The organism is Pseudomonas sihuiensis (assembly GCF_900106015.1).
Taxonomy (GTDB): domain Bacteria; phylum Pseudomonadota; class Gammaproteobacteria; order Pseudomonadales; family Pseudomonadaceae; genus Aquipseudomonas; species Aquipseudomonas sihuiensis.
Window position 1 is genome coordinate 3,465,719 of the sequence record NZ_LT629797.1, and the last position, 13,811, is coordinate 3,479,529.

At 63.3% G+C, this 13,811-nt stretch carries 12 protein-coding genes; 7 read left to right on the top strand and 5 right to left on the bottom strand.

What is annotated here, in order from left to right; genetic code table 11:
* The 5 genes from creB to BLT86_RS16415 all read right to left on the bottom strand — a co-directional run bounded on the left by creB (window position 1) and on the right by BLT86_RS16415 (window position 5,741).
* Window positions 1–681, bottom strand: coding sequence for a two-component system response regulator CreB (creB, locus tag BLT86_RS16395; protein ID WP_092378137.1), 681 nt, complete (start codon window positions 679–681; stop codon window positions 1–3).
* Window positions 682–906: 225 nt separating this feature from the next.
* Window positions 907–1,347 (bottom strand): CBS domain-containing protein, encoded by a 441-nt coding sequence (locus BLT86_RS16400; protein ID WP_017675802.1) that lies wholly within the window; start codon window positions 1,345–1,347, stop codon window positions 907–909.
* Between the two features lie 58 nt (window positions 1,348–1,405).
* Complete coding sequence (locus tag BLT86_RS16405) at window positions 1,406–3,436, bottom strand: methyl-accepting chemotaxis protein (RefSeq protein ID WP_092378139.1); 2,031 nt, start codon at window positions 3,434–3,436, stop codon at window positions 1,406–1,408.
* A gap of 318 nt (window positions 3,437–3,754) precedes the next feature.
* Entirely contained in the window at window positions 3,755–4,264 is a 510-nt protein-coding gene (gene rloA2 / locus BLT86_RS16410) for a retropepsin-like aspartic peptidase RloA2 (protein ID WP_092378142.1), read from the bottom strand.
* Between the two features lie 238 nt (window positions 4,265–4,502).
* On the bottom strand, window positions 4,503–5,741 hold the full coding sequence (locus BLT86_RS16415; RefSeq protein WP_092378145.1) for an HD-GYP domain-containing protein: 1,239 nt from the start codon (window positions 5,739–5,741) through the stop codon (window positions 4,503–4,505).
* A gap of 161 nt (window positions 5,742–5,902) precedes the next feature.
* Between BLT86_RS16415 and BLT86_RS16420 the strand changes: the two genes are divergently transcribed.
* The 7 genes from BLT86_RS16420 to aauR all read left to right on the top strand — a co-directional run bounded on the left by BLT86_RS16420 (window position 5,903) and on the right by aauR (window position 13,632).
* Window positions 5,903–6,796 carry an acyltransferase gene (locus BLT86_RS16420; protein ID WP_092378148.1) on the top strand — a complete coding sequence of 298 codons (894 nt, stop codon included), beginning with the start codon at window positions 5,903–5,905 and terminating at the stop codon, window positions 6,794–6,796.
* Window positions 6,797–7,053: 257 nt separating this feature from the next.
* Window positions 7,054–7,962, top strand: coding sequence for a glutamate/aspartate ABC transporter substrate-binding protein (locus BLT86_RS16425; RefSeq protein WP_092378152.1), 909 nt, complete (start codon window positions 7,054–7,056; stop codon window positions 7,960–7,962).
* Between the two features lie 216 nt (window positions 7,963–8,178).
* Window positions 8,179–8,925: an amino acid ABC transporter permease gene (locus BLT86_RS16430; RefSeq protein WP_072424940.1), complete on the top strand. Its 747-nt coding sequence runs from the start codon at window positions 8,179–8,181 to the stop codon at window positions 8,923–8,925.
* Window positions 8,922–9,590 carry an amino acid ABC transporter permease gene (locus BLT86_RS16435; protein ID WP_162843951.1) on the top strand — a complete coding sequence of 223 codons (669 nt, stop codon included), beginning with the start codon at window positions 8,922–8,924 and terminating at the stop codon, window positions 9,588–9,590. Before BLT86_RS16430 ends, BLT86_RS16435 begins: the two co-directional genes overlap by 4 nt.
* Window positions 9,587–10,321, top strand: a complete 735-nt coding sequence (locus BLT86_RS16440) for an amino acid ABC transporter ATP-binding protein (RefSeq protein WP_017675811.1) — start codon at window positions 9,587–9,589, stop codon at window positions 10,319–10,321. The genes BLT86_RS16435 and BLT86_RS16440 overlap by 4 nt, the downstream gene beginning before the upstream one ends.
* 108 nt (window positions 10,322–10,429) lie before the next feature.
* A complete protein-coding gene (locus BLT86_RS16445) occupies window positions 10,430–12,313 on the top strand; it encodes a sensor histidine kinase (RefSeq protein ID WP_092378154.1) in 1,884 nt (627 codons plus the stop codon).
* Window positions 12,310–13,632: a two-component response regulator AauR gene (aauR, locus tag BLT86_RS16450; protein WP_092378157.1), complete on the top strand. Its 1,323-nt coding sequence runs from the start codon at window positions 12,310–12,312 to the stop codon at window positions 13,630–13,632. Before BLT86_RS16445 ends, aauR begins: the two co-directional genes overlap by 4 nt.
* The last annotated feature ends 179 nt before the right edge of the window (window positions 13,633–13,811 follow it).

Consider the following 13,811-nt stretch of genomic DNA (forward strand, 5'->3'; position numbering starts at 1 on the left):
TCAGGCCTCCGGTTCGAAACTGTAGCCCAGGCCGCGATGGGTCTGGATCGGCTCTTCGCTCGGAGCGATGGCGCGCAGTTTGGCGCGCACGCTCTTGATATGGCTGTCGATGTTGCGCTCGTAGCCAGCCTCGCTGGCCACGCCTAGGGCATCGAGCAATTGCTCGCGCGAATAGACCCGGCGCGGCTGTCCGAGCAGCGTGCGCAGCAGGCGAAATTCGTGGCGGGTCAGGCTCAGGGCCTGGCCATGGTAGTGAATGCGAAAGGCGGCATCGTCGATCTGAAAGGTGCTTGGCGCGCTGGCTGCTGGTGCTTCACGCGGCGCCACGCGCTTGAGGATGGCCTTGACCCTGGCAGCGACCTCACGCGGGCTGAAGGGTTTGACCACGTAGTCGTCGGCGCCGATTTCCAGGCCCACCACACGGTCGATCTCCTCGCTGCGTGCGGTGAGGAAGATCACCGGTAGTTCGGAGAAACGGCGCAGGCGCTTGCACACTTCGAAGCCGCTGATATCAGGCAGGCCGACATCGAGAATGGCCAGGTCGAACGTGCCGTTTTCCAGCAGTGTCAGCGCCTCGCCACCCAGGCTCGACCAGTGCGTGACGAAGCCTTCGGCCTGCAGGGCATAGACCAGAGTATCGGCAATCGCGGCTTCGTCTTCGACTATGAGTATCTGCGGCATCGGGCGTCCTGCACCTGTTAGGCAACGGCGGCAGACTGCCGGGGGCCGGATCATGCGTCAAGCGGGCGATAGCGTAGGACTGGGGCAAGCCCGTCAGGGGTGGTTGGCGGGTTGCACCCGCCCTACGCGACAAGCGCCTCCCACAAGGTTTTCGCTCACCTGTAGCCCGGATGCAATCCGGGAAGTCGTGCCATTCGTTCCCCGGATTGCATCCGGGCTACGCGCTCAGGGAATCTCACCGCGGATGTACTGCTCCAGCTGGCGGATCAGGTCGGCCTGTTCGGCAATGGTTTCCTTGACCAGGTCACCGATGGACAGCAGGCCGATCAGCTCGCCTTCGGCCAGCACCGGCAGGTGACGCAGGCGGCGCTCGGTCATCAGCTCCATGCAGTACTGCACGCTGTCACGCGGGCCGACGCTGATGACGTCGCTGGTCATGATTTCACTGATCTTGGTGTTGAGCAGCGAACGCTCGGCCAGCGCTACCTTGCGCACGTAGTCACGCTCGCTGACGATGCCTACCAGGCGCCCGCCGGAGAGCACCACCAGTGCCCCGACACCCTTTTCGGCCAGCACACGCAAACCGTCGAGCAGGGAATCCTCACGGTCGACGCTGTAAACGTAGGCATGGGCTTTATTGCGAAGAACTTCTGCGGCGGTTTTCATGCTGACGACTCCTTTTGTTGTTATCCGTTTTTAGCAGAGTTGGCCGCCGCGGTCAGCCTCACTCGAGGCTGAATCGTCCAGTATTCTGCGCCAAACCTTCGCTGCCTCGGCGCAATTGCTCGGCGGCGCTGCTCACGGCCTGGGCGCCATCGAGCAGTTGTCCGGCGGCCTGATCGACCTGCTGGATATTGCCACTGACCTCATCGGCGGTGGCCGCCTGCTGCTCGGCAGCCGTGGCGATCTGCGCCAGGCGGTCGCTGACGCGCTGCACCGAGTCGACGATGTTCTGCAGTTCATCACCCATGGCCAACACGCTGCCGATATCACCGTCGGCCTGGCTGCAGGCTTCTTCCATCAGGGTGACCGATTGCCCGACCACGCGCTGCAGGTTGTCCACGGTCTGGGCGATTTCCTGGGTCGAGTCCTGGGTGCGCTTGGACAGCGAGCGCACTTCGTCGGCGACCACGGCGAAGCCTCGACCGGCCTCGCCCGCGCGCGCCGCCTCGATCGCGGCATTGAGTGCCAGCAGGTTGGTCTGCTCGGCAATGCCCTTGATTACCTCGACCACGCGGTTGATCTGCTGGGTCTGATTACGCAGTTGCTGCAACGCAGCGGCGCTGTCGCCGAGACGGCTGCTGAGGTGGCGCATGCTGGCGCTGGTGCGCTCACTGCGCTGGTTGCTGCTCAACGCCACCTCGCGGGTCTGCTGCGCTTCCACCGCTGCCTGCTCGCAGCTTTGCGCCACGCTCTGCGCGGTGGCGGCCATCTGCGTCGCGGCGGTGGCGATCTGACTCATCTGCGCCTGCTGCTGCTCGACGGCATCCAGCGCATCACGCGCCTGACCACCGAGCAGTTGCACCGTGTTGTCCAGTTGCTGGCTTTCGCGGTTGACGCCCTGCAGTGAGTCGCGCATCTGCTCGACCGCAGTATTCAGCGCCTGGGCGATGGCGGCCAGGTCATCACGGCCGTTGACCTCCATGCGCACGCGCAGGTCGCCGTCACGCAGACCACGCGCGGCTTCGATGATGTTGCTGGTACTGATGCGGATCGAGGCGTTCAGGCATATCAGCACGTACATCGCCAGCAGGGTCAGCACGATGAAGGCGCCGATCACCTCGATCATCGAGTGCAGCGCCTGCTGCCGGTAATGACCGAGGCTGGCGCTGAACTGCTGATAGAGCGCTTGCTGCAGGCCCTGCAGCTGGCTCTCCAGCGCCTCGACGCGCTGCACGAACTGCTCGGGCGTGAGCGCCATCGGGCTGGCTTCGAACATGTCGCGGTCGATCTGGGTGAGGAAGTCGTCGAATGCCTTGAGCGAGGCGTCAAAGGGCGCGCTCAGCTGGCGCATGGCCTGCGGCGCCTCGCGCGACAGGGTGATCTGCGCCTTGACCAGTTGCGCCCGCTGCTCGTCGAGGCTGCGGCGCAGGTCGCGGATCAGCACCCGGCTCTGCAGGGTGAAATGCTGCGAGACCACGGCGCCATGACCCTGAGCGGCGAAGGTGCCGAGCTGTTCGAGCAGACGCGGCATGATGTAGGTGATCTGCTCCATCATCAGGTAGGTGTCGAGGCGCGGATCGAGAATCAGGGTGCTGTCGGTCGCCACTTGCTCACGCAGGGCGATCAGCGACAGCAGTGCCTTCTGGTAGCGCTCCAGCGCGTCGGGCAGGGCCACCTTGGTCAGCCCTGCAGCTCGCAAGCCGTCGCGTTCGCCCTGCAGGGCCTGGAAATGCTGGCGCGCCTGATCGCTGATCAGGTCGCTCTGCAGCGGCTCGGCGGCCTGCTGCAAGGCCTCGTCGAGCCTGGACTCGCGCTGCTGCAGCAGAGCCTGCGCGGCATTCTCGGTGCCTTTCCAACGCGCCAGCAGGGTGCGCTGGGCAATCAGTTCATGCTGCACCTGCGCCATGCGCTCCAGCGCTTGCGCACCTTCTACCTCGAAGTCCACGGACTGCAGACGCGACAAGTAATCACTGCTGATGACCCACAACGCGTATCCGAGCGGAAGCGCGAACAACAGGAACACCAGCTGAAACTTGTGGGCAAAACTGAAACGCTGCAGCAGCCGTACACCCGGCTTGAGTACTCCCGTCATAGCGACACCTCAACGACCTAAAGGGCCTACAGGCCTGGCAAAGAATTGCATCTAGCAAAAAGCAGGCCCGACGCTAACGCCGATCAGATGAGGTTCCCAAAGTAGCCGTTGGTAGGAGCCCCGCCCCGGGGCGAAGCTTCTCGAGTCCGCTCCGCCTGGGTTCGCGGCGGGGCGCCGCGCCTACATGTGCGGTGCATTGAGGCTCAACTGAGTGGCGCTAGGCCCAACACCCCTGGGGGCAAGGAAGTCGATACTGGGCACTCTCGACGAGTGTAGTGGCCAATGAATATCAGCCTTTTCCGAAATGCGACAATTAACTCAGCATTGGGGACGATCGCGGGTGTAGCGCTCGGCCGGGTCCACCGCTGCACCAAGATCGCGCATGGCGCTAGCACCGATCAGCAGCGGATAGCTGAAGGTGCTGCGATCCGTCAGGTTGACTTCGATGGTGCGTTCCTCCTCGCCCAGGCAGATCGGCATCTCGATCACCGGACGCTGCGAGTAGGCGACTTCCTTGATTTCGGCGTCACTCTCTTCAGCGCGCTTCTTGATCTCGGCGATGCGCACCAGCGGGTGTTCGTAAACCGTATCCTCAGCGCCATCGACGGCCAGGCGGAAACGTACCCAGTCTTCGCCGTCGCGCTTGAAGGGTTCGATGTCCTGGGCCGATAGCGAGGCGGTCATTGCGCCGGTGTCCATCTTGGCCTTGAGGGTCTGGCCCAGAGCAGGGAGCTTGATCAGTTCGTAGCGTCCGTAAAGGTCCGGTTGTTCATCGGCCATGGTCGGCAGACTGATGGCGGCGGCCAGCAGGAGCAGAGCGTATTTCAAGGTCAGGTCCTCTCGTTTGCGGTGACCGAACCTACGACTGCCGGGCGCCTGCCGCGTTCCACCAGAAGCGTTACAACATGCTGCGTGCAAGCGCTATTTTTTAACCTGAGGTTTCCGCACACCATCAGGGAAACACTGAAAAAATCGTCATGCCCGCGCAGCGGGTATCCAAAACCTGCGAAGCATCTGGGCTCACGCCTTCGCGGGAGTGACAACAGATGGCTTTTGCAGAACAGACTCAGCGGCCGCGCCCCTCCAGATCCATCCCACTCCACAACTCGTCGAGCCGCTCGAACCCCCACTCCTCGGCCGACTCACGCCCGACAATGCGGTCCTGATCGGTGATCTTGCTCAGATCGACGACGCTCTGCGGCAACGGCAAACGTGACTTGGCCGAGAAGAACACCTTGACCCTGGGCGCCAGCAGCGCCTTGGGATTCTGCTCCATGACTACCGCCAGGCGTCCACTCTGCAAACGCACCAGCGCGCCGACCGGGTAGATACCAACGGTCTTGACGAAGGCCTGGAACACCAGCTCGTCGAAATGCCCCTTCCACTCGGCCATCTTGCGGATCGACTCGGCCGGGTCCCAGCCCTGTTTGTAGGGACGGTTGGAGGTGATGGCATCGTACACGTCGCAGACCGCGCCCATTTTCGCCATCAGGCTGATCTGCTCGCCCTGCAGGCGGTGTGGATAACCGCTGCCATCGACCTTCTCGTGGTGATGCAGGCACACATCGAGGACCAACGCACTGACCTGTGTGCTGGCGATCAGAATACCGCCGCCCGCCTCCGGATGCTTGCGCACCTTGGCGAACTCGTTGTCGGTGAGCTTGCCGGGTTTGTCCAGCAACTCCTGCGGTACAGCCATCTTGCCGATATCGTGCAGCAAACCGGCCAGCCCGGCCTCGCGCACAGCCGCTTCGGGCAGGCCGAGCTGACGCGCCAGGGCGATCATCAGCGCACACACCGCGACCGAGTGCATGTAGGTGTATTCATTGCTGTGCTTGAGCCGCGCCAGGCTGATCAAGGCATTGGGGTGGCGCATCACCGACTCGGAAATTTCCTCGACCAGCGATTCGGCCTGCTCGAACTGCAGCGCCTGGCCCATGCGCGCATCGCAGAACATGTCCATCACCGCCTGCTTGGAGCGCGCGCAGAGCTTAACGGCGTGCTCCAGCTCCTGCTCCATCGACAGCGCCTTGACCTTGGGCGGCTCGATAGCGGCCAATAACCGCGCCTCGGCTTCGCACTCGACCTCGGCTTCTGTCGCGGCCTTCACGCCAACGGCGACATCGCTGCCCTTGCTGACGTCGATCCACAATTCGGTGATCGCACTATCGCGAATACGAGCGAGGTCTTTTTCGGAGTTGAGGACAAACTTGGACTTCCAGAAGGGATGATCCATCCAGGAGCCGCAGAACTCCTGGATGAACATTCCGACGCGTAGATCAGCGACGGCGATCCGTTTGAGCATGGTGCATACCGGCAGGTTGAAGCGCCTTCCGTGGGCGGGATGTCCCGTGGTGACGATCATTGGCTTATAGACGCTGATCTGGCAATAGGCCAGCGGGGGAGCTTTGAGCAAAATGCCGTGCTTGCATAAGATGGCCGCTCACTGCCCGCCATGGAGTCGACATGCGCCCTCTGCTGACCGGCCTCGCCAACATCGTCCTGCTGCTCGCCAACACCCTGATCCTGATCGGCCCGTTACTGCTGATCGCCCTCGCCAAGCTCGTCTTGCCCGGACAAAGCGCCCGCGACAGTTGCTCGCGCGGGGTGATGTGGGTGGCCGAATTCTGGGCGGAGAACTGCAAACGCATCTTCGCCCTGCTGACGCCGACACACTGGGACATCCGCGGCAACGCCGAGCTGCGCAGAGACCGCTCCTACCTGGTGATCAGCAATCACCAGTCCTGGGTCGACATTCCCGCCCTGGTGCAGGCCTTCAACCGCAAGACGCCCTACTTCAAGTTTTTCCTCAAGCAGCAGCTGATCTGGGTGCCCTTTCTCGGCCTGGCCTTCTGGGCACTCGATTACCCCTTCATGAAGCGTTACTCCAAGGCCTTCCTGGACAAGAACCCGCACATGAAGGGCAAGGATCTGGAGATCACCAAGGCCGCCTGCGAGAAGTTCAAGCGCCTGCCGGTGACCGTGGTCAACTATCTGGAAGGCACCCGCTTCACTGCGGCCAAGCGGGCCCAGCAGCAGTCGCCCTACCGCTACCTGCTCAAGCCCAAGGCCGGCGGCGTGGCGTTCGTACTCGCGACGCTGGGTGAACAGATCGACGCCGTGCTGGACGTGACGCTGGTGTATCCCGGCAAGCAGGTACCGGGGTTCTGGGCCCTGCTCAGCGGCCAGGTGCCGAAGGTGATCATGGATATTCAGACGCTCGAACTGGACCCGGCGCTGTACCAGGGCGATTACGAGAACGATCCGGCTTTCCGCCTGCAGGTGCAGGACTGGGTTTCGGACCTGTGGCTGGCCAAGGACAAACGCATCGAGCAGTTGTGCAGCGAGGACCACGACTGACTGTCGGCACCGCACCGGGCGTCGTTCGGATTTCCGAATACGCCCGCACGCAATGGTCGGAAGAGCGAACGAGCGACGACTCAACACAACCCGAATTAATAAAATTAATCAATATAAATCAAATAGTTAATAAATTATCGAAGCCCTCGAAAACGCTGGCACACAACCTGCTCAAGTCACTACAGGAATGCAATAGACCTTCCATGAGCAAAGTGGCGTACCGCGCCATCACAACAACAACATCGAGGATTCGATTCATGCGTACCTTCCACCGTGTACTGAGCGTGGCCATTGCCGCCGCCGTCCTTTCCACCCCGGTGACCGCTGCGGAACTGACCGGCACCCTGAAGAAGATCAAGGACAGCGGCACCATCACCCTGGGCCATCGCGACTCGTCCATTCCCTTCTCCTACTTCGGCGACAACTCGCGCCAGCCGATCGGCTACTCCCATGACCTGCAGCTGAAGGTGGTCGAGGCGATCAAGCAGGAACTGGGCATGCCGGACCTGAAGGTGCGCTACAACCTGGTCACGTCGCAGACCCGCATCCCCCTGGTGCAGAACGGCACCGTCGACCTGGAATGCGGCTCCACCACCAACAACGTCGAGCGTCAGCAGCAGGTCGACTTCTCCGTCGGCATCTTCGAAGTGGGCACCCGCCTGCTGGCCAAGAAGACCAGCGGCATCAACGATTTCGAAGACCTCAAGGGCAAGAACGTGGTGACCACCGCCGGTACCACCTCCGAGCGCCTGATCAAGTCGATGAATGCCGAGAAGAAGATGGGCATGAACGTGATTTCCGCCAAGGATCACGGCGAGTCCTTCCTGATGCTCGAATCCAACCGCGCCGTCGCCTTCATGATGGACGACGCCCTGCTCGCCGGCGAAATGGCCAAGGCCAAGAAGCCGGATGACTGGGCCGTGGTCGGTACCCCGCAGTCCTTCGAAATCTACGGCTGCATGGTGCGCAAGGGTGATGTCGGCTTCAAGCAGGTGGTCGACAAGGCCATCAGCGACACCTTCGCCTCCGGTGAGATCAACGACATCTACGCCAAATGGTTCCTCCAGCCGGTGCCGCCGAAGGGCCTGAACCTGAATTTCCCCATGAGCGACGAGCTGAAGAAGCTGATCGCCAACCCGACCGACAAATCTGCAGAACAGATCTGACGGTAAACCTGCGCCAGCTTCACAAGAGCTAGCACAGCACCGTAGGGCGGGTGCAACCCGCCAACCCGATCGTCCACGACAACTCTGGCGGGTTGCACCCGCCCTACGGTTCTTTCTCCTGATGGATAAGGGGCACAGCCGCCACCCGCGGCTGGGGCACGCTGCTGCGCGCTCGGCCCCTCCAACCCAAGCTTTAGCCACACGGGGGTCACCCGCATGAATTACAACTGGGACTGGGGCATCTACTTCAAGTCCACCGGCATCGGCAGCGAAACCTACCTGGACTGGTTCATCACCGGCCTGGGCTGGACCATCGCCATCGCCCTGGCTGGCTGGATAATCGCCCTGGCGCTGGGCTCGCTGCTCGGCGTGATGCGTACCCTGCCGAACCGCTGGCTGTCCGGCCTGGCCACCGCCTACGTGGAAATCTTCCGCAACGTGCCGCTGCTGGTGCAGCTGTTCCTCTGGTACTTCCTGGTGCCGGACCTGCTGCCCGAGCCACTGGAGCTGTGGTTCAAGCAGGACCTCAACCCGGCCACCTCGGCCTATCTCTCGGTGGTGGTGTGCCTCGGCCTGTTCACCGCCGCGCGGGTCTGCGAACAGGTACGCACCGGTATCGAGGCGCTGCCCAAAGGGCAGACTGCCGCCGCTTACGCCATGGGTTTTCGCCTGCCGCAGATCTACCGCAACGTGCTGCTGCCGCAGGCGTTTCGCATCATCATTCCGCCGCTCACCAGCGAGTTTCTGAACATCTTCAAGAACTCTTCGGTGGCCTCGTTGATCGGCCTGATGGAGCTGCTGGCGCAGACCAAGCAGACCGCCGAATTCAGCGCCAACCTGTTCGAGGCCTTCACCCTGGCCACGCTGATCTACTTCACCCTGAACATGAGCCTGATGATGATCATGCGCATGATCGAGAAGAAGGTTGCCGTGCCCGGTCTGATCTCCGTAGGGGGTAAATGATGGATTTCAGCGAAATCATCCCCGCCCTGCCGGGCCTGTGGGACGGCATGGCGATGACCCTGCAGCTGATGGCCCTGGGCATCCTCGGCGGGGTGGCACTGGGCACTCTGCTGGCCCTGATGCGCCTGTCGCACAGCAAGCTGCTGGCCAACATCGCCGCCACCTACGTCAACTACTTCCGCTCGATCCCTTTGCTGCTGGTGATCACCTGGTTCTACTTCGCGGTGCCGTTCATCCTGCGCTGGATCACCGGCGAGGACACCCCGGTGGGCGCGTTCAGCTCGTGCCTGGTGGCCTTCGTGATGTTCGAGGCGGCCTACTTCTGCGAGATCGTGCGCGCCGGTATCCAGGCCATTCCCAAGGGTCAGATGGGTGCCTCCCAGGCGCTCGGCATGAGCTACGGCCAGAGCATGCGCCTGATCATCCTGCCGCAGGCCTTCCGCAAGATGACGCCGCTGCTGCTGCAGCAGAGCATCATCCTCTTTCAGGACACCTCGCTGGTTTACACCGTGGGCCTGATGGACTTCCTCAACGCCGCACGCTCGCGTGGCGACATCATCGGCCAGCCCCATGAGTTCCTGATCTTCGCCGGCCTGGTCTACTTCACCATCAGCTTCGCCGCCTCGCGCCTGGTCAAGCTTCTGCAAAAAAGGTTAGCCGTATGATTTCCATCCAGAACGTCAACAAGTGGTACGGGGACTTCCAGGTGCTGACCGATTGCAGCACCGAGGTGAAGAAGGGCGAAGTGGTCGTGGTGTGCGGGCCGTCCGGCTCGGGCAAATCGACCCTGATCAAGTGCGTCAACGCGCTGGAGCCGTTCCAGAAGGGTGACATCAACGTCGACGGCACCTCCATCGCCGACAAGAAGACCAACCTGCCCAAGCTGCGCTCGCGCGTCGGCATGGTGTTCCAGCACTTCGAGTTGTTCCCGCACCTGACCATCACCGAGAACCTGACCATCGCCCAGATCAAGGTGCTCGGCCGCAGCAAGGAAGAAGCCACCAAGAAGGGTCTGGCCCTGCTCGATCGCGTCGGTCTGGCTGCCCATGCGCACAAGCATCCTGGTCAGCTCTCCGGTGGTCAGCAACAGCGCGTGGCCATTGCCCGTGCCCTGGCCATGGACCCGGTGGTGATGCTGTTCGACGAACCGACCTCGGCGCTCGACCCGGAGATGGTCAACGAAGTGCTCGACGTGATGGTGCAGCTGGCCCAGGAAGGCATGACCATGATGTGCGTGACCCACGAGATGGGCTTCGCCCGCAAGGTCGCCGATCGGGTGATCTTCATGGACGCCGGGCAGATCGTCGAGGATTGCCCCAAGGAAGAGTTCTTCGGCGACATCAACGCCCGCTCCGAGCGCGCCCAGCAGTTCCTGGCGAAGATCCTGCAGCACTGACCTGTCGCGCCTGACGTAGCCCGGATGCAATCCGGGGATGACCGTTCACGGCTTCCCGGATTGCATCCGGGCTACACATCCACATATCTGGCCAGTCTGGGGAGGACTATGATGCAATGCCTGCCCGCCCTTCCTCGCGCCGATCTGACCGTGAAACCGCGCCTGCTCCATCACCTGTCGCTGATTCTGCTGTTCCTGCTGCTGGTGCTCGGCTGCGGCTACGCCGCCTATCACATCAGCGACCGTGCCGGCATCCGCGCGCTGGCCGAGAACGGTGAGCGTCAGCTGGAGCTCAACGCCCGCGCGGTGGAAAGCGAAATCACCAAGTACACCTACCTGCCCAGCCTGCTGGAGCTGGAAGGCAACGTCTCGCGCCTGCTGCTGGCGCCTACGGCCTATCGCCGTCATCACGTCAACATGTACCTGCAGGGTCTCAACGAGCGCAGCGGCAGCCTGGCCATCTACGTACTCGACCCGGACGGCCGGGTGATCGCCACCAGCAACTGGGACGAGGCCGACAGCTACCTCGGCGAGGACCTGTCGTTTCGCGCCTACTACCAGGACGCCATCGAGGGCCGCCCCGGGCGCTTCTACGGCATCGGCAGCACCACGGGCGAAGCCGGCTATTACCTGGCCCACGGCCTGCGCGAGGGCAAGCGCATCATCGGTGTGGCCGTGGTCAAGGTGCGCCTCGACGCTCTCGAAGAGCGCTGGCAGCGCGCGCTGCTGGAAGCCTATGTCAGCGATGAGAACGGCATCATCATCCTCGCCAGCGATCCGATGGTGCGCCTGAAGTCCGTGCGTCCGCTCGACGATGCCACCAAGGAGCACCTGGCGCGCAGCCTGCAATATCACTGGGCGGCGCTGGAAGAACTGCAGCTGTTCAACCGCTCGCCAGTGGACGACGGCATCGAACAGGTCAGCTTCGCCACCGCCGGCGCGCCCGCCAACTACCTGCTGCAGACGCGCCGCCTGGAAGACACACCCTGGCACCTGACCCTGCTCAGTCCGCTGCAGGAACAACGCAGCGCGGCCATGAGCCACGGCATGCTGGCGGCCGTGGCGGCGGCCCTGCTGGCCTTTCTGCTGATCGCCTGGAACGAGCGGCGCAAGGTCATCGCCACGCGCCTGGCCGCCCGCGAGGCGCTGCAGGCGGCCAACGACGAACTGGAGCGCAAGATCACCGAGCGCACCGCCGATCTGCAGGCCAGCAATGAGCGCCTGCAAGCCGAGGTGCGCGAGCGCCAGCAGGCCGAGACCACCCTGCGACAGGCCCAGGACGAGCTGGTGCAGGCTGGCAAGCTGGCGGTGATCGGGCAGATGTCCACCAGCATCGCCCACGAACTGAACCAGCCGCTGGCAGCGCTGCGTACGCTATCCGGCAACACCGTGCGCTTCCTCCAGCGCGGCGCCCTGGATGTTGCCAGCAGCAACCTGCAGAACATCGGCGAACTGGTCGATCGCATGGGCAAGATCACCGGCAGTCTGCGCGCCTTCGCCCGCCGTGCCGGCGATAGCGGCGAGGCCTCGCTGAGCCAGGCGGTCGACGCCGCCGTAATGCTCCTGCACCCGCGCCTGCAACGCACCAGCATGAAGATTCATCGCGACTATCTACACCCAGAGCAGGCCGACGTACGCCTGGCCATCGAACAGATTCGCCTGGAGCAGATTCTGGTCAACCTGATCAGCAACGCCCTCGACGCCATGCGCAACCAGGTCGACCGCCAGCTGTGGCTGAGCGGCACGGCGGATGCCGACGGCTACCAACTGGAAGTGCGCGACAACGGCCCCGGTATCGCCCCGGAAACCCGCGCGCATCTGTTCGAGCCCTTCTTCACCACCAAGCCGGGTGAACAAGGTCTGGGCCTCGGCCTGACCCTTTCTGCCAGCCTCGCCGCCGCTGCCGGCGGCAGCCTCACCGTGCGCCACCCCGAAGAGGGCGGCACCGCCTTCGTCCTCAGCCTGCCCTACCCGCGAGAGCCACAAGCATGAGCGACCGCCTCACCGTCCTGATCGTCGAAGACGATCCCCATGTGCTGCTCGGCTGCCAGCAGGCCCTGGCGCTGGAAGACATTCCCAGCATCGGAGTCAGCAGCGCCGAAGAAGCGCTGGCGCAGGTCGACGCGGACTTCGCCGGCATCGTCGTCAGCGACATCCGCCTGCCCGGCATCGATGGCCTGGCGCTGCTCACCCGCCTCAAGCAGCGTGATCCGAGCCTGCCTGTGGTACTGATCACCGGCCACGGCGATATCGGCATGGCTGTGGGCGCGATGCGCGATGGCGCCTACGACTTCATGGAAAAGCCCTTCTCCCCGGAACGCCTGGTCGACGTTGCCCGCCGCGCTCTGGAGCAACGCAGTCTGGCCCGCGAGGTCAGCGCCTTGCGCCGCCAACTGGCCGGGCGCCAGGCGCTGGAGCAGCGCATCATCGGTCGCTCGCCGGCCATGCAACAGCTGCGCGAACTGATCGCCAACGTCGCCGATACAGGCGCCAACGTGTTGATCGAAGGCGAAACCGGCACCGGCAAGGAGCTGATCGCCCGCTGCCTGCACGACTTCAGCCGACGCCAGCACAAGCAGTTCGTCGCGCTCAATTGCGGCGGCCTGCCGGAAAGCCTGTTCGAGAGCGAGATTTTCGGCCACGAGGCGCATGCCTTCACCGGCGCTAGCAAGCGCCGCATCGGCAAGATCGAGCACGCCGACGGTGGCAGCCTGTTTCTCGACGAGATCGAGAGCATGCCGATCAACCTGCAGATCAAGCTGCTGCGCGTGTTGCAGGAGCACAGCCTGGAGCGCCTCGGCTCGAACCAGTCGATCACGGTCGACTGTCGGGTGATCGCCGCGACCAAGGCGGATCTCGGCGAGCTGGGCAAGCGTGGCGAGTTTCGCAGCGATCTGTATTACCGCCTCAACGTGGTGACCCTGGAGCTGCCACCGCTGCGTGAACGCCGCGAGGATATCGCCCTGCTGTTCGAACACTTCCTGCAACTGGCGGCGCTGCGCTTCGACCGCGGCACACCGGAGCTGGACCCGCACACCCTGGCTGCGCTTATGGCCCACGACTGGCCCGGCAACGTGCGCGAACTGCGCAACGTTGCCGAACGCTTCGCCCTCGGCCTGCCGGTATTCAAGAAAAGCGGCCAGGCCGATAGCAACGCGCCGGGCTTCAACGAAGCTGTGGAAGCCTTCGAGCGCAACCTACTGGCCGGCGCGCTGGAGCGCCACGACGGCAATCTCAGCCAGGCGGCGCAGGCACTGGGCCTGGCCAAGACCACGCTGTTCGACAAGGTGAAGAAGTACGGGCTGCAATAATTAAAAAGGAGCCCGCAGGCTAATACCGATCAGATAAGGTTGCAAAAGCGGCCTTTCGTAGGAGCCCCGCCCCGGGGCGAAGCTTTTCAATTGCGCATCGCCCTGGTTCGCGGCGGGGCGCCGCTCCTACACATTCGCAGCGTCGACGCTTAACTGACTGGCATTAGCCCGCAGGCACC